This window comes from Chitinophagales bacterium (assembly GCA_016787225.1).
Classification (GTDB): domain Bacteria; phylum Bacteroidota; class Bacteroidia; order Chitinophagales; family JADJOU01; genus CHPMRC01.
On the sequence record JAEUUY010000026.1, the window covers coordinates 122,696 to 142,529 of the forward strand.

The window sequence follows — 19,834 nt, forward strand, 5'->3', positions numbered from 1 at the left end:
ATGAGACTAGCGAATAATAGCTTGTTTAATACCGAATTCCGCATTTGAAAATGCAGAATCGATTAGGAATTGACGACTTGAAAAAGTGGATATGATCTAATATTAACCTAATAGTCAAATGATTAGATCTAATTATCCATGTGGTATTCTAAAATACTAGCCTTTTCAAAATCTAATAATTGCTGCAGATGAACTTCTAAATCTCTTTTCAGAATGCTCTGATATATCTTGGCTATAAATGCAGGCAAATCCACTACCCCAGCTGCTTGGAAGAAAATAGCCATGTTCTGTGCTAACTGGGCGGAATTGTAGTGATAAAAATTCCAATATGTCAAGGCTTTATTTTGTAAGGTTTCAAACTTTACCTTGTTCAGCTTTTTATTTTTAATGTCTTCAAACACCAGTTTAATTTGTTTGTAAACGTCTTCAAATCGACTTCCTACACTTAATTTCCCTTCGATAATGAGCAGATTGCATTGTATGTTATCTGTGGTATACGATTGGATTTCGGTACATAATTTAGTGTCTTCTATCAAAGACTTGTACAAGAAAGACGATTCTCCATTGGTAAGCAAATCGCTGACCATATCAGACATCAAATAGCCCTTACTAGCATAGTCCTCTATATGAAAAGCCAAAAAGAAATTCGGTACTGCTATATTACTTCGTTTAAGAATCTTTAGTCCTCTCCTTTTAGATGTATGGTCAGACTCTTGTAGGAATGGCAATTTTCCTTGAGGCACAATACTTGATTTAAAAATCTGGCTTACCTCTTTAGCTATGGCCTTTTCATCCAAAGCAGAGACTATAGAAAGAATGGCATTGCGGCTTCCATAATTTTTTCTATAAAATTCAATTAGTATTTTTTTATCAATAGAGGCTATGTGCTTTATATTCTTGCCAATGACAGGCCACTGATATGAATTTTTAAAACAAAGTCTCTGTAAATGATGCCAGACATCAGCTAGTGGCGGGTTGAGGCTAGTTTCTTTAAACTCTTCTTGAATGACATTAGACTGTATATTTACTGCCGAGCTCTTTATAGAGAGGTAGAGCATTCGATCCATTTCTATATTCAAAATATTCTTTAAATATTTATTAGGGAAAGTTTCGTAATAGCAAGTATAATCCTGTCCGGTAAAAGCATTATTTTCCGCCATCATTCCTTGAAGAGCTTCGTCAAAGTTTGGATACGTCTTTGAACCCTCAAACATCATATGCTCTAAAAAATGTGCCACACCAGTCTGAGAAGCAGATTCCTGAGCACTGCCTACTTTGTAAAGTATATTGACGACCGAATTTTTTAGATTAGGATTGGAATGAACAAGAAGGTTTAATCCGTTTTCTAATGTGAAGTGATGCATTCTTTTTTAACTTGGAAGAAATGATTTTATGTTAGCCGATGTGGTGATGAGACTATATGATGATGCGGAGATTAATTTGAAAATGAGTTAATTTGAAAATGATTATTGATGTGATTAGGATAGAGAAATTAGAAGTTAGCTGATAGATGTTAGAACAAACTTTCTACTTTCTACTTTAAACTTGGTCCTATTCACTGCGACTGACCAACGACTACTGACCACTGAACAAACTGCCAGTGCCACAGCCTATTGACTGCCAACTGCTTTCTCACTCGCGACCTCTTTTATTTTATCAATACAGAAATCTAGTTCTGCTTCGGTATTGAATTTAGAAAAACTAAATCGAACGACTTTGCAATTAGGAGGAACTGAGAAATGAGCCAACACATGAGAAGCCTTTGCCGCTCCACTACTGCAGGCACTACCTCCGCTACAAGCAACTCCCTTCATATCCAGCTGAAATAAAAGCATTTCACTATCAAACTCAGGTGGGAATATTGTAGAAACAATTGTGCATAGACTATTCTCCATTTCTGTCAAGAAACCCATAGAAGGAAAACTCGTTTTTAGTTTTTTCATAAATTGTGCTCGGAGACCATCGAGATATTGAATATCTTCACTGAGATTTTTTGTGGCGAGTTCTAGTGCCTTAGCCATACCTACGATTGATCCTAAATTCTCTGTACCACTTCGATTACCTCTTTCTTGAGACCCGCCTGTTATAAAAGCCTGAATAGCGTTGGGCTGTCGGATATACATAAACCCAACTCCCTTAGGTCCATGGAATTTATGCGCTGAGGCCGAAGCGAAATCAACTTCGATTTCTTGAAAATTTATAGGTAAATGCCCCATAGTCTGAACCATATCGCTATGCAGCAAAGCACCATATTTTTTGCATATAACGGAGATAGCTTTCAAATCATTTAATACTCCTACTTCGTTATTGGCATGCATTACAGAGACAAGAACTTTACCTTGAACACGACTCAACATGTGTTCAAAAGCATTAAGATTTACACTGCCATTTTCATTGAGGTCAAGGTATTTTACAGGAATATTATCGCCAATGCATCGTGTTGTTTGATATATGGAAGGGTGCTCTATAGGAGTTGTCCAAATTTCATTTATTTCTTTGCAAGCAATGGCATTGTGTAGAACAGTATTATTACTCTCTGTGCCGCAGGATGTAAAGAAAATCTCTGAAGGCTTTGCTCCTAGTATTTTTGCTATACTTCTCCTTGATTCTTCTAATTGAGCCTTGGCTTCCCGACCGTAAGAATGTGTAGACGACGGATTGCCAAAGGTCTCTGATAGACATTTGGTCATTACTTTCACTACTTCTGGATGCACGGGAGTAGTGGCGGCATTGTCAAAAAATACTCTTGTCATGTGTAAAATTGCATCACAAATATACTAAATATAAGCCAATTTTGGATATTCAAGTTAAATAAAGCATAAAGATAAATCTGAGACTAAGGAAGACCCTCAATATCTAAATCATTTGAATATATTTGAAAACGATAAGTAAAATATGGTAGCTATGCACCTTTATTTGCTTTCATGGACAAAGGCATTTTATCTAGAAGCTAAAGCAATCATAGTAGCGTCTGGCTGTTCCGCCTAAAATAAACCCAAACTTTATTTGCCCCGTTAAGAAAAAATCATAATTTCTATGTCCTCTAACCTCACCAGCAGCATGACCATGATAGAGTCCTCTATCTGACAAAGCAGTTACCAACTGGTATTTGGCTGGGTCACTCGACTGATATGCAGTTTGAAAATCTAAGGGATTGGCATAAACACCGCTAACATCATCTATATAATCCGTAAACGTATGATTATAATTAAAATCTAAGGCGATAGAAACCTTACGAGAAGGCATATAAACCTTGACCCCTGCATTTAAAGGTATTATGATATCGACCAACCTATATTTCTGAGCATAGCCTACCATACCCTGACCTTCTGTACCCAGTGGTTGTAAATCAACCTCTTGATCACCGAGTTTAGTTTTAGGATTAAACTGAAAGAAACCAATACCCCCGCCTATAAAAGGGGAAACCAATAGTTTTCTCTTATCCCAGCGCTTTCTCGTTCGAAGAGGCTCTATCATAAGATCGAGAAATCCAGCATTCACAGCTGTGTGAAAGCTTAAGTTTCGATTTTTTCTTCCCCAAGCGTCTGTATTAGGATCAGTGACATCATTATCCGAGTCCGCTCCAGCTAGGTTCATATGATAGTAATTCAAACCTACACTAAACATAGAAGGAAAGTGATATCGCGCTCCGAGTGAAAAACTTAGTTTAAAATTTTTCATATCCAACCCTTCTCCTAAGAACGTAACTGGAGAGTTACCTAAATTCTTTACATTCAAATCACCATAGTAGTATGCATAACCAACTCCTGCAATAATTTCTGTGCTTTGTGCATAGGTGGAAGTAGTGGCGTACAAAACTATAAGTATTAGAATTTTAACTTGATTTTTCATTCTAAGCAGTTTAACTAGATACAAATATAAGTTCTTTTTAGTAATTTTTAAATCTTAAATAATAAAGAGTGCCTGTCCAAGAAGTGTTCATCTTACAAAGGAAGCCGAAAAAAATATTTAAACGACGCAGGCACTCTTTTCTCTTAATTTTTTTATTCACTTCATTGAAGTATAAAGACTTGATGTAGGTAATACAAACTTATTTCAATATCAGCTGTACGCTATTTTCATCATTCGTTGATTCATTCACCAGTTTGAGCATATAGACTCCCGAGGTCGCATTAAGTGGTCTATGGAATTCTCGCTTGTCATAAGTTCCTCTCACCTCATAGCTCTCAGACCATATCATTCGACCGAGTGGATCATACATTTTTAAGGTTAATTTATCTTTGTCATGACCCTTAGCATCTATGAAGAAAGATTGATCCATAGGATTTGGATAGACACTAATGTTCATTAAACCAAGCTTTCTATAATCCAAAGCTACAATCTTGCTATATTCATAGCTGCCATCGTTGTCTATCATCTTTAATCTATAATAATTGATAGCCTTTTCTGGATAGATATCTACAAAAGAATAGTTTTGAATAAACTGTGATAAACCAGCCGCCTTGACTTCTCCTAACTTCTCCCATTGACTAACCTGTGAATTAGTCGCACGCTCTATCTCGAATTTGTCTGAATTCTTCTCTGAAGCAGTCTGCCAATTCAAATGCGATGCATCCTCTCGTTTCTCACCTTTAAAGTCTAGTAATTCTAATGGAAGTGGTGTGCTATTCGCTACTGTGACTCCTCCACCAAAAGTAGAGAATGTTTTAATACCATGCAGCTGCACAAATTTGATCCCATTCTCCACACCAGAACTATCCCCTGATAATGACCATGAAACTCTGGTAGAATCTGGCGTACCTGCATCTACACCGAACGCAGTCATAGTAGAAATTATTTGAGGTATTGTTTTCTTGGTCTTGAACCACATAAATGGCAGTGTAGCACCCAAAATATTACTATCTGACTTGAGTTGATTCATACGTGGGGTTACATCATCAATTTCAGATTGTGCATAATATAACCTTACTTTCACGCCTCCATTGACCGTAAAAGTACCTGGGGCATTAACCTGAATAAGGCGCTTCATAATAGACACCGCACGTTCATCTGGCACTTTACGACCTTTGGATAAATTAGCATCTGTATATCCATCTCCAGTATTGATAGTAATAGAGTCTACATTGACGGTATTGCCATTTTTAAAGATAGCTATGACGAGTTTGGTGGTATCTACTGGGTCTGTATAGTAGGTCCAACCATTGACACTACAGCCATTGCTAATGGAGGTCACTTTGGTGCTTGTAGAGGTTAAGGCTACTTGTCCTACGGTAGCACCTTTGGTGACGAGAGTAAACACCTCACCATTATTGATCTTCAAATCACTAAAGGTAACAATATTGGAAGCATAGCTGGACGCATCAAATATCCTCACTGTGCCATTGGTGAAATCCCCATTGCCATCTTCGTCAACAATTATTCTATAATCCGTAACCAATGTACCTCTACCTGTAACAGTACTGACATCAAAGCGATACTCAGCTTCTACAGCATCACCAGTTACCTGAGCTTTCCATTCTCGAGTGAGCCTCGATGCACAGGTAGAAATGGTAGCAGGTAAGTCACTGCTGATTTGAGTCATAGACCCACCGTTGTCGCCTATTATAGTAAACATGGAATCTTTCGCAAATGACCCAATATTATTAGCATTCGAGCTAGATAGCGAATTGAGAGAAAGCGTCAAAACTCCTCCCGTATGGGCGCTCGCAGACTGCTTCTGATAAAGTCCGCTGCAGAAGTCTCGCCCTATACCAAAAATACGACGATTATAGGTTGCATTGACCGCAGAATCCCAAATAATAGATCCATAGCTTGCACGATAGCTCCTACCCGATCCAGATTGATCCAAGGTTATTCCATACTTCAGTGCCATATAGGATTCTATTCGATTGCGTTCCACGTAGGTTAAGGCACCCACATAAACAGCCACATCTCCCATTCTACCTACATAAGCAAAACTAGGACCAGCACCTTGACCTCCTAAAACCTTATTATTGGTATTGAGTACCCAAGGACTAGCAATATCTACAGTCTTGGTTAACTTTCCATTATGATAACCTAACCAATCTGTTGCAGTATTCCCTGTATTCTTAGTCCAGCCTAAAATGTTAACGGAACCCGCTGTATAAGCACTATCATTATCTGCTACATTGACTCCATTTCTATCCAATATCCCTTTATTATTACCAAAAATACCTGATGACCATGATCCTGCAGCTTGTGGATTTTCTCCTAAAATAACCCTTAAATTACTATTATCCGCAGCAGGGGAATGAACAGCAAAGAAATTGACGGTAACATCACCACTCATACCGAGGGTATGATTGAAGTTTAGCGCATCTCCACCATCAAAGCTCGCATTTTGATTATAGTTCATCAAATTGCTCGTACTATTATAGGTAGGTTGACTGCCGACTGTCGCTTGAACGGCTTCTCTATTATTAGTACTTTGGTCTGCCCACTTACTCACTGTAGTAGTAGCTGTAATCCCTTTATCGGCTCTCAGCCAAGCCTGAATACCAGAAGTCACTCCGCCTGGAGCTATCGCATAGACATCAATTAGCAAAGTGAAATAATTGTTGTTTTTAAACACGACATTATTGAAGGTTACTTCCTTCGTGGTTTCATTATAAGTCGCTGCATCTATGATGCGCGTGTCTCCATTTGAGAAATCACTATCTACTGTATCAACTAATAGTTTAAGGTCCAAAATAGATGTAGATGAAGGTATCAATCCATCGAGATAAAATCTAACTTGGGTAGTCTGGCTAGATGTTCCCGTTACCTGGGTTTTCCATTCTTTCTGTAATCGAGATATACTGACACAAGCCTGTGAAGTAATCGAAGCTGGGAATTCTGTATTTTTAAACCCTCTCGCACTATCCGAGCCCCATACGAGAAAATCTCGATTCGCATCGAAACTGACGGCATTTGAAGCATTGGTAGAATCTATAAATTGCTTTCCAATAGCTACGATATCGCCTCGCTGGGTGGTATCTTGAGAGCGGCTTTGTTTTTGATTCAATGCACTACAACTGTCGAGACCTATACCAGCAATATTGAAGCGATAGGTAGAGTTTCCAGTCCAAATGACCGAGCCATTTGAGGCTTGATAATCTGCACCTGTATTACCTTGATGTAGGGTTAATCCATATTTCAAAGCTAGATAGGAATTGACTTTATTCATATCAGAAGTGGTCAATGTATCAGAGTATACAATAACATCACCAATTCTACCCTCCCAGAAAAAAGTATTATTCGTATAAGCACCAATATTAAAATTAGAATTTAACACCGTAGTTAAACTTAAACTTGTACCTGTTATGGGTTGTCCATTTCTAGAAGCTCTCATTTGGGTATTATTCTTATCTGCATAATACAGATGTGCTGAATTTAGCGGAAGTACCGAATAGGTGGTTTGATGAGTCGTAAAACCACCACTCACGCCTACATTGTATGTACTGGACTTACCAAATGAAAATGTATTATTTAAAGAAACATTATGCGCTCCATAAGAAGCTATATACCTAAACTCATTTGTGTTGGAGTTAGTTGCTACTCCAAGAAATGTTCTCCTTTCATTCGAGGAAGATAATCCTGCATCTGTACCAAACAGTACATCATTTCCATCGAAGTTAACCATACGATTGAAATTGATATTTCCGGTACTTGAAGTCAATCTAGGTTTAAACAATTGACTACCTGGCTGTGATACCGTTCGTTCAAAACCAGATTGATCAAACCATCCTGAGACCGTATCGCCACTGTTATTTAATCCTATATCTGCTCTCCACCATCCTTTCAAGTTAGCTGTAACTCCACCTGGACCTACATTGACTATAGTATCGGTGATAATGGTCATATAAGCAGAATCTTCATTGAAACTCACACCGTCAAAGGTCAAGACGCCGCTGCTAAAACTCGAAGGGCGGTAAAAAGTGGAAGCACCCGTAAAATCGCTTGAACTATGCACCGCTAGTCTGAAGCGTGAAGCGTCACGGGTATTGATATTGGTTCTAGTGATGTCAAATCTCAACTGAAGGGCATCTATTGTTCCGGTTTTTTGTACCTTCCACTCTCTGCCGATACGCTTACCTGCGCCACAAGTACCGACATTGAGTACACTAGGGACTTCCGTTATTTGTTCGCTGAGCGAACCATTATTATCTCCCCACATTAAAAAACTGAGGTTATTGATAAATTCGGAAGTATTGAGGGCATTGGAGGTACGGATGGTATCATTACCTACTGTGAGCACCGTAAATGCAGAGATAGAATCCTGACTCTGAGACTGCCGCTGATCGAGACCACTGCAATCATCTCTACCAATACCAGCAATTCGCCACTTAAAGCTAGGATTATCAGCAGTGGTGGCATCCCATGGTATAGTGGTACCATCGGATGCGAGGTAGTTCTGAGCTGTGGATTGATTGAGAGTTCTTCCGTATTTAATAGCTAAGTAGGTATTGACCCTTTGCAGCTCAGTTGTAGATAATATACTATTATAACTAATTAACTCTGTGATCCTTCCAGACCAAAATTCACCTACAACATTCCTACCAATATAACCCGTGCCACTCAACACTGTATTCCATGACCTAGCAGTGCCAGTAATACTCCCTCCATCAAATGCGCCTCGAGACTGTGTACCATTGTAATCTCCATAAACTATACGTGGGTCAGTTGTATTTGTCCACACATTGGCTATAGTATGATCCTGTGAACCCCAACCTACAGTATATTGTATTTGAGATACCCTGGCCAATGCAGACATTTGGTTGATCGTATTTGACCCATACGTGTACATAAATCTACCTGTAGCATCTGTAGAAAGCGTAGTCCCTACACCTATCATAGTCCTGTTATTGGCTCCTGCATTTAACCCTATATCAGAGAAAGTAAAATGCTGATTCGTTCCATTAAAACTGATAGAAGGATTGAAATTTATCAAATTAGAAGTCGTATTATATTGTGGATTATTGACACCGGTTGCATTTCTGGCACTCACAGATTGATCATCCCAAACGGTCACATTTGAGCCGCTCACAGTAACACTTTTATCTGCCCTATACCAGCGAGCTAGATTTGTCCCTACCCCACCCGGTGCCACCGCATTATCTATAACCAAGGTAAAATAGTCATTATTGGAGAAATTATAAGAAAACTCGACTATCTTATTTGTGGCATCATAGCTCGTCGCTGAGACAATCGTGGTCGCATTGCTAAAGGTAGAATCGGTATCTACTAGAAGTTTAAAGTCTGCTAAGGCCGAATTGCTGCTCGTATAGGAAGTTCCTAGGTGGAAGCGAAGGGCTACAGTACCCACCGTCTTGGTCTCCTGCACCTTCCACTCTCGACGGAGGCGTTTGTAGGTCTTACAACCCAAGGCATCCAACGCAGCAGTTGGTACTTCGCTCGTAGTAGTTCCTGTCAGTCCATTATCTCCCCAAACCATAAAGCTGAGGTTGGTATCTATTGTTGAGGAATTCGCTGCATTAGTCGCTTCAAAGCCTGTCAATGCCATAGCTACCATAGAGTCATCCACCGCCGTATTATTAACTGAGCGAGACTGCTTCTGATATAGTCCTGAACAAAAATCTCGACCTATACCAGCTATATTTTTGCTAAAGGCTGGATTGTCCCCTGTCGTGGCATTCCACATGAGCGTCGTACCATCGGAGGCGATATAGTTCGTAGCAGTGGTTTGATCTAAAGTGACACCGTATTTCAGTGCCATATAAGACTCTATACGCTGACGTTCTGTAGCTGTCATGGTAGCAGTATTGTAGATGGCTACTTCTGATATATCGCCCCATTGTTGAGTAGCACATACTCCGCAGTTTCCGATATATCCGATTCCGCCTATATCCGATTCTAATATATTGTTGTAAATCGTTCCATTTCGTCCATTGACGCTATTCCACCCCTGTGTGCCTGTGGTACGCGTATATGCACCTAGAATGCCTACCTGTCCAGGTACAAATGTATACCCAGATAGTTTATTTGAGGCCGTCGCCGTATTGTCAAAATAGCCTAAATTATTATTGGACTGACCCGTAATCATGAGGTGATCAGCGGAGAATCCTCTAAGCAACGTATTCCAGTCAATATTTTGAGGACCTTTTCTAGAAGCGGCAAAAGCATTGACATTCACATTCGGAATACCGCCTGAAATAGTCAATACGTGACTGGCTGCTGTAAGACTAATACTTGGATTATAGTTTATTAATTTAGTCCCTGTAGTGCTATAAGTAGGCTGATTAGCTCCCGTAGCTTGGGTCGCATGTCTGCTAAAAAGACTCTGGTCATCCCACTGACTGACACCTGTTGCAGTTGATACTCCTGTCTCAGCTTTGTACCAAGCTTGTAAACCTGCTAATACTCCGCCTGGAGCAATAGTCAAGGTGGTATCCGTAACTAAGGTGAGATAAGTCACCGTATCCGAGAAAAACACATTGTCAAAAGTCAGTACGCCAGATGCAAAGCTCGCTGGTTCGATAAATTCCGTAGCCGAGGTGAAGTCATTGGAGTTGTGCTTGACCAGTCTAAATTTATTCACTGCACGAGTCGAGTTTAATCCTAGGGCATCGATATCCATCTTTACCTGCACATAGCCTATTTCTTTGCCTGCGGTCTGCTGTACTTTCCATTCTCTACCTATGCGAAGTCCTTGATTACATGTACCATTCGCATTGATGGCAGCAGGTATTTCTGTACTCTGCTCTGCTAGAGCGCCGCCATCATCTCCCCAAACGAGGAAGGTACGGTTTGAGTCTATAGTATTGAGGTTAGTTGCATTGCTAGTTTCGAAACTCGTCAATGCCATAGATAATACAGTACTATCAGAAATCTGAACTTGGCTCTGAGATTGTTTTTGATACAAACCAGAGCAGTCATCACGCCCGAGACCCGCTATGCGGTTTTTATAGGTAGGATTATTGCCTGAGGTGGCATTCCACATTAGCGTGAGGCTATCTGATGCTAGATAATTTTGCGGAGTGGATTGATTGAGAGTCAAACCGTACTTCAATGCAAGATAAGAATTTACTCTCTGTTGATTTCCAGCGGATAAATCATCGTTGTATAAAACAAGTTCGGGCAAATCACCTGCGTAATAGGCATCTGCTGCCCAGTTACTTCTGGCTATATAATTAATAGTACGTGTGACATTATTCGCTATATGTGTATTATCTGCATTGGCTTGGTCACGTCCATTTAGAAATATGGCAGGTATATTAGTTGTGCCAGCTGTACCCCCTGCTTGAATTACTCCATGCATTAGCCATTCATTATTGGTTATTTGATTTGTGACTACTGCTCCATTAGGGGTAGCACTATTGTAGACTCCGTATTGCATTGAAGTGGTTGAGGCTTCTCTAGTTAAGAAAATATTATTGTTTGCTGTACCATTTCCGAAATCAAAGTATCGGGCAAAAATATTAGATGCAGTAGGTCTAGCTATTACGAAAGCTGATAAGCCAGCTGTAAAATTCGCCAATCCTGAAGGTAACGAGAAATGATCATTCGTGCCATCATATCGAATACAAGGGTTGAAATTGGCTAAGTTTGTCGCTGTGTTATATGTTGGCTGGTTACCTCCAGTTCCTTGAGTAGCATTGAGACCACTCGCACTCTGGTCTGCCCATGCACTGACACTGGTAGTTGCCGTAACGCCTTTATCTGCTCTATGCCAAGCTACTAGACTTGTCTTCACACCACCAGGTGCCTCGGCGGCATCATCTACTACCAGAGTAAAGTAGTCATTATTGATCAAATTAATATTACCAAAACTTACTGTTCTATTGGTACCATCAAATGAAGTAGCATTGTATATCGTAACTCCAGAACTAAAATCATCCGAATTATTTTTCACCAATAGCTTAAAATCGCCAATAGTGGAAGCGGCATTGGAGTAGGTAGTACCCAAATGAAAACGCATTTCGACTTCACCTACCGTACCCGTTTCCTGTACTTTCCACTCTCTATTGAGACGGCGGAATGCTCTGCATAGATTCGGGTCTAACTGCGCACTAGGAACTTCTGAGGTAGTAGTACCAGTAGCAGCATTATCTCCCCAGATCATAAAGGATTTATCCGAGGTAAAATTATTCATATTTTCTGAATTGCTATTAGCAAGGGTATAATTACCTATGGCCAACATTGAGCCATCATTCGTAGGATTGACAGAGCGGGATTGTTTCTGATTCAGACCTGAGCAATCATCGCGGCCAATGCCGGTCACGTTGTTATGATAGGTTAGATTAGCTAACTCATTCCATATTGTAGAGCTATCACTAGCTACCATAGAGGTATCAGGTGTCATACCGTATTTGAGATTGAGGTAGGAATTTACTTTTTGTCGCTCGCCGAAATTTAAAACCCAAGGATACTGTATAATCTCAACTATTTTGCCATCGTGACCATCCCATTGCAAATCATTGTGATACCCTAGCGAATACTCTTCGCCACCATTCAATGTAGTATTGCCATTGATTGTACCCTGATTGACTTGTCTGCCCTGCATAAATAGCTGTGCATTGTTTGTAGTGGTAATATTATTGTTACTATATGCTCCGTAGGCCATTTTAGGGATATTACTTTCAGTGCTAGCTATCACACCGGGACCACCTACATAGGCATTCCAGAAATCAAATCGTACTTCATTACCAACTGTATTCATCCAAAATGAATTGTTGGTACTATTATCCTGACCTAGAGCAGCTAAGACACCATTGCCTGCGTTGAATGTAGTTTTTGTAAACACGGTAAACATAGATTTTGGTTGTTTGCCATAAGCGAAGCCATTAGCATGATCTGCCGATTCTAGCTGATCATCGGTAAATAAGACGACAGGATTATAATTAACCAACTGAGCACTGGTAGTTTTATAATACAGCGGATTCCCCGAAACTAAGGTTAAATCATTTCCATTGCTGGACTGATCTTCCCAAGTCAATGTATTGGTACCCTCGCCCGTATTATCTATACCTTTATCCGCACGATGCCATGCCGAGATAGATGGTGCCGATGGAAGGAATAGTTTATTGTCGGCGATATCGACAAAGGATGTACCTACATCAAGACCTGCTGTTGTACCTCGCCATTGGATTTGAAATGTTTCTGCACCAGCATTTTCACTAAATCTTGCTTCTATCGTATGCAATCCTGCCCCGAGAGTAATATTCGCAGATTGGAAAGTACCATTAGCCTGCGTGGTTATAACAGGTGTCCCATTGACTATGAGATAAATTCTGTCATCGACAGCGTTCGCTTGAAACTGGTAAACACCAGCCGTAGTTATCGATAGTCTAGTATTGCATACCATAGTAAAATTGTCTCCAATTTCATTCAACACAAGGTCATCTGGATTTGTCAGATTATTGCAGTAACCTGACTGCATAAGTGTAACTCCATTGACTGTAGCTAAATCACTATCATAGCCACTAAACAAACTGTATGCCACCCCATTCACACTCTGTGTCGTAGTAGCCACACCTCCCGGTGCAGCAGCTGCTATATTGGTCACAAAAGTAAAGAATTGCCCATTGGTGAAATTAACATTGTCAAAGGTGGCAATCTGGGTAGTCTCATCGTAACTCGTAGGTGTGACTATGGTGGTAACACCATTGGAGAAATTACTGTCTGCGTCTATCAAGAGTCTAATATCTGATATCTCAGTAGATTTAGGAGCTACACCTCCTAGACTCATTACAAGCTGCACCGCACCCACCGTGCCCGTTTCTTGTACGCGCCATTCTCTATTGAGCCTTCGCACACCGATACACCCTCCATTGGTGAGCGCACTCGGCACTTCGGTCATATTGGATCCCGTGGCACCATCATCTGCCCACATCATAAAGCTGAGATTGGCGAGGGTGTCGGTATTCTCAGCGTTAGACTCAAATACTTCGGTGATACCCATAGCTACTGCCGAATCGAGTGCAGTAGTTCGATTTAAACTTCGGCTTTGTTTTTGGTGCAGTCCTTGGCAAATGTCCCTGCCTATGCCTGCAATATTGTTTTTGTAGTTTCCATTCGTAGTCGCATTCCAGAACTGGGTAGTACCATCAGAAGCGATATAGCTGGTAGGAGTGGTCTGGTCTAGCGTAATTCCCCATTTTATAGCCAAATAAGAATTCACTCGTTGTCTATTCGCAGGACTTAATGCAGCCGAATAGAAAATAACTTCTCCGATTTTTCCATCGTGCCATTCTGCTGTACTCGTATGATTACCAATATCTAATAGGCCGTTATTGCCAGTGTATGAATTCACGGCATTACCAGCTACTAAGCGACGACCATTGCTGAATAATATGGTAGAAGTATCTAATGGAGCTACCATATCTGTTTGAAGTCTTGAGTTATCATTGACGCCCGTCGTCAAGACTGGAATACCTGCATTAAGAGTCGTATTCGTAGCTTGAATCCTATTTGTATTCGGTAAATCAAGGTATTGAATATTGCCCCAAGGAGAATATAATTTCAATCCTGTACCTACTACTGGTTGCATAAAAATACTTTTAGATGCTGCTGGATTATCGGCTGTATTGATAAAAAACAAAGTAGCCCCAGTATAGGTAGTTCCATTTGCCAGCATTCCATTGGTGCGAGATAGCACATCATTGGCACCATCGAAATCTAAGGTAGGATTATAATTAATAAGTCCTCCTCCCGTCGTCCGATAAGTAGGCTGCTGTCCTGCTGTACCCTGACTCACATGATGTCCCAAGCCACTTTGGTCATCCCATTGCGAAACCGTCGAGCCATTTAGGGTAACGCCTGCATCGGACTCTAGCCACAATCGAATATTGGCTGAGACACCTCCTGGTGCTATAGCCTCATCATCACTTGTCAATAAAGAAAAATACTGTCCATTAGTAAACGTAATATTATCAAAATTCAAAAAACTATCCACTTTGGATGTAGCACTGTATAGGGTAGCACCTGTTGTAAAATCTCCGTCAGCATCGACCATGAGTTTAAATTCGCTCGTGGCTCTGGTCAATAAGTTTAATCGGGCTAGATTGAACTGCACCATATTATGCTCTGTATAATTAGTTACAGCTACTCGCCATTCTCGAGAAATACGCTTGCCTTTGGTACAGACACTACCTGCGGTGATAGCCGTCGGTATTTCAGTAGAAACTTCTGTCACGCCTCCATTATCATCTCCCCATATTAGGAAGGATTTATCGGCAGTAAAGCTGGCTGTATTTTCCCCATTGGAATTGGCTATGGTATCTCTACCGATGGCCACTAAGTTTCCTGTATTGGCAGTATTGACTGATTTCGATTGTTTCTGTTTCAGTCCAGAGCAGTCGTCACGTCCAATACCAGTAATATTATTTTTATGAGAGGCGAAGGTGGTCGCATTCCATATTGTAGATCCTGCACCATCCACATAATTGGTAGCCACGGTCTGATCGAGCGAGATACCCCACTTGATCGCGAGATAAGACTCTACTCGGCTGCGCTCGGCAGCAGTCAAGTCCCATGGATAATAAATAACTTCGTTCATATTGACATCGGTACAGCCATAGGTATAGTCCACATGAGTACCGATAGAGAAATCTTCTTGTTCATTGAGTTGACTAGCCCAGTCTGTCTTGGTGACCGGACCGAATACTCTGCCATCACCATATTGCGCTACATTGAGCGTAGTGGTGATATTCGAATTTCGATAAACCCCTGATAACATCAGTGGTTTATTATTGGCGGTAAATGATGGGAAAGGAGTTACATTATCATTCAGTACATCCGTTTTCAATTCTGCATTGGTAGTATAAATACCGAAACCTGCTTTGGTGATTTCGAGTCCATGCATAACAGGAAAACCAGCACCGCTACCATTGAATACAGGCTTGGACATTACACCTATAACCGTCTTCCCTTGCTTACCGAGAGCGAAGCCCGAAGGATTATCGACAGATTCCATTTGATCACAGGTAAAGGCTATCGATGGATTGTAATTGGTCAATCGAGCGCTAGTGGTATTATAATAGGTAGGATTACCAACAATTGTAGTTAGATTATTTCCATTCGGAGATTGGTCTTTCCATCCGGTAGCCACAGCGCCATTACCCGTAACGGTTACATTCTTATCTGCTCTGAGCCATGCGGATAACGTAGGCGCAGATGTAAGAAAGAGTTTATTGTCTGCTATCGACTGCCAAGTGGTGGTCACATCTAATCCTGTCGTGGCTGCTCTCCATTGCAGATTGAGTATTTCTGCTCCAACATACTCTGAAAAGCGAACTTCTAAAAGATGATTTCCAGCAGACAAGGTAATATTAGCACCTGTCACATCACCACAGCAGGTTCTATTCATATAATTGACGCCATTTATTAGAAGTTGTACATTATCGTCTGCCGCTAAGAATCGGAATTGATACTGACCAGCATTGACTATTTTCAAATTAGCGGTCAACCTCATCGTAAAATAGTCGCCATTTTCATAGAGCACATGATTATCTGCGTCTGTGAAATTATGGATATATCCAGTCTGTTTCAAGCTACCTTGAATGCCATCCGTCACCGTTTCTAACCCATTATATAGCTCATATTTTACTCCATTGATTTCACTAGCCGTCGGTGTCAAAACACCACCAGGAGCTGCAGCAGCTTGATCGACCATGAAGGTAAAAAATTGACCATCGGTCAAATTCACTCCATAGAAATCGACGAACTTCCCCGTAGGATTGATGGCTGAAGCATTTATTATGGTAGTACCACCATTGGCGAAGTTGGCATCACCATCTATCAATAGTTTATATTCCGAAATATCATCGCTATAAATAGATAGGTCTCCGAAATACAACCGAACATTCGTAGCACCTACGGTTCCCGTTTTCTGCACCCGCCATTCTTTATTCACTCTCGTGTAGGTAATACAAGGGTTGGCAAATGAAGTAGGTAGCTCCGTAGTCTTAGTGCCCGTAGTACCGTCATGGGCTATCATAAGAAAACTTTTATCGGCTGAGAAGGTAGATTTATTATTTAGATTAGAGGATTTTATAGAATCCAAGCCAATACCGACCATATTACATTCCGTGCAGGTGAGTGAGCCACGACTCTGTTTTTGATACAAGCCACCACAGTCATCTCGACCTATACCGACTATATTGTTTTTATAAATAGTATTCGCAGCAGCATTCCAGAAAATAGGGCTACCTCCTGAAGCCGTGTAGTTCTGAGCTACTGTCTGGTCTAAAGTCAAACCATATTTCACTGCGAGATAGGAATTGACTAGATTTTTTTCTGCATCAGAAAGTACTCTATTATAGTTTATAATTTCTGGTATTATCCCAAAATAATTCCCAAGACCAGGATAGGCACCAATATGTACATTTCCATAAGCTATAAAATTGACCGTATTATTGGTAGTTGCTGCTTGCTGTCTTCCATTGAAAAAAGCTCTCCAGTTATTCGTAGCTGAATGTTGATTGAAAATTTGGACATGCATGGGATTAAAAGCAGGCCCTTGCGTAGTTAAGCCAGGTCCCTCTGCAACAGGCGGTGTGGAATTATTCGGAAGCCATGCCTTGCGTATAGAAGACCCGTAGCCTGAATAAATATAGCCATTGCCCCAGGTATAATGATGTCCCCAGCTAGCTCCACCAAAGTAATATAAAGAAGATCGATTGGCGACATCAAAATTTCGCTGCACACTAAATACGTCTCCCGAGGTAAATGTAGAATAGAAATATCTTTTAGAAGCATTATCTATCCGCATCCAATCATCCCCATCAAAACGAATCACTGGATTGAAATTTATAGAACTATCTATCCACTGTGGATTACTATATACATAGTCGATGTTTCGTCCATTCGGTGACTGGTCTGCCCATGCACCACTAGGTCCAGCCGCAGATAAGGTAGTACCGCTGAGGTTCACTCCTTTGTCTGCCTTGAGCCATAGTGCCAAACCAGAAGATACACCTCCAGGAGAAGAAGGCATAAGATCTAAAACTAGGGTGAAATATTGACCATTGGTGAAGTTGATATTATCAAAAGTTAACTCTTTCGTAACAGGGTCATAAGAGGTAGCTTCTACTATAGTTGTACCTCCGTTTCCAAAATTGCCATCATCATCTATAAGTAATTTCAACTCGGACTGAGTGGTGGTAGCTGAGGTAAAACCTGTAAGATTGAATTTAACCTGAACAGCACCAACCGTGCCAGTTTCTTGTACCTTCCACTCACGTGCGAGTCTGAGCACAGAGATACAACCTCCATTGGTCAGAGAAGAGGGCACTTCGGAAGTTTGAGTGCTCGTCAGCCCATTATCTCCCCATAGCATAAAGCTGTTATCTGCAAGCATGCCTGAGTTGTTAGCATTGCTAGTAGCGATGGTATTCAAGCCCATCCAAACCATATTGCCGTTATTCGCAGTATTGACTGAGCGGGATTGTTTTTGGTAGAGCCCCGAACCATTGTCCCGAGCGATACCTGCGATGTTATTTTTATTGCTGCTATTAGCTGCACCATCCCATACCGTAGCACCTGTAGATGATAAATAATTCGTAGCTGCAGTTTGGTCTATGGATATACCATACTTTATAGCCAAGTAGGATTCTATTTTTATTCGCTCTGTAGCAGTTAATATACCTCCAACAACAAGATATTCTGTGACGAAAGCATTGTCAAAATAGCCTCCATCAGACCAGCGTCCAAGATAGAAAGGTTGATTGGTTCCTTTGATAGCCGCAGTGGTAGCATCTGTAGTCAGCTGTCTGCCGTTTCTGCGAATAGTCTGCTGCTTAGTAGGCAATACATCATAGGTCATCGATATCTGCTGAGGTATGCCGAAAGTTCCTCCCCAATTGACCGATTGGCGATAAGGTGCCACATAATGCCCTGCATCCCAATAAATATCATTGCCGTAGGGCGTATGTGCCATAAATCGATAAGGATTACATTTTTCTGAGAAATTTACAGCAACAGATGAAGAAGGCACATTTCGCACCATGAAAACATTCATATTATTATAGGTAGCCGTACCTAAAATACCAGCAGTATTAGTTAAAAAGTCATTAGATCCATCCATTTTTACGGTAGGATTATAGTTTATAAGGTTGCTCGCAGTATTATATACTGGTCTTGCACTCGCTGTATTTTGCACCAGATGTTTACTTCCAGGACCTAAATCATTCCATTGCTTGACACCAGATATATTGGTGATACCGCTATCGGCTTTGAGCCAGAGTTTAATATTTGTATTCGCTATGCCTCCAGGTGTCTGCGAATATAAGTGCACACTCTCTGTACAAAGTAACATACAGATTGTGAACAGATAATTTTTAGTAGAGAATTTGTTCATATATTTTAGGTTAATATTTGAAAAAGAAATATTACTATTATTTTTTTTTGGACACAAATATATGATATTATATACTTTTAAAAACATTAAATTTTAATTATGTAGGCTGATTGCAAAAACAGTAGACATATTTTTGACATTCCGCTTTGATTAGAATTCTACATGCTTTATTCAAAACATGTATTCATGCCAATCAATTTAACCCCGAATGAGGCTGTCTAAAAAGCTAAATTTTAGCCACAAAGACACGAAGGTACAAGTCATAAAATGCACAAATTCTATACTTTATGACTTGGCGTCTTTATGGCAAATCTCTAAGTTGAGACTTTTTAGACAGCTTCATTGGGGGTTTATTTTTTTTACTTCTAATTACTATTGCATCAAGTCACTAGGGATTGAACAATAAATTAAATTCTTAAAGAGCCTATTGGAAATAAAGCATTCATATTGTAGGCGTTGTATAGGTTGCTAATTAAAATGGAAGCACGAAAATTAAATTGTCAAAAATTACCATAATATGCACCGAAAAATACTTTTAACTTATTTTAGCTTTTA

General features: G+C 40.4%; 4 protein-coding genes. All 4 read right to left on the bottom strand.

Annotated elements, in window-relative coordinates:
* Positions 1-128 precede the first annotated feature (128 nt).
* The 4 genes from JNL75_09925 to JNL75_09940 all read right to left on the bottom strand — a co-directional run bounded on the left by JNL75_09925 (position 129) and on the right by JNL75_09940 (position 19,279).
* Positions 129-1,364 carry an insulinase family protein gene (locus tag JNL75_09925; GenBank protein MBL7790131.1) on the bottom strand — a complete coding sequence of 412 codons (1,236 nt, stop codon included), beginning with the start codon at positions 1,362-1,364 and terminating at the stop codon, positions 129-131.
* Between the two features lie 246 nt (positions 1,365-1,610).
* Complete coding sequence (locus JNL75_09930; protein MBL7790132.1) at positions 1,611-2,753, bottom strand: cysteine desulfurase; 1,143 nt, start codon at positions 2,751-2,753, stop codon at positions 1,611-1,613.
* A 190-nt stretch (positions 2,754-2,943) separates the two neighbouring features.
* Complete coding sequence (locus JNL75_09935; GenBank protein MBL7790133.1) at positions 2,944-3,852, bottom strand: hypothetical protein; 909 nt, start codon at positions 3,850-3,852, stop codon at positions 2,944-2,946.
* Positions 3,853-4,051: 199 nt separating this feature from the next.
* A complete protein-coding gene (locus JNL75_09940) occupies positions 4,052-19,279 on the bottom strand; it encodes a hypothetical protein (protein MBL7790134.1) in 15,228 nt (5,075 codons plus the stop codon).
* Between the last annotated feature and the right edge of the window lie 555 nt (positions 19,280-19,834).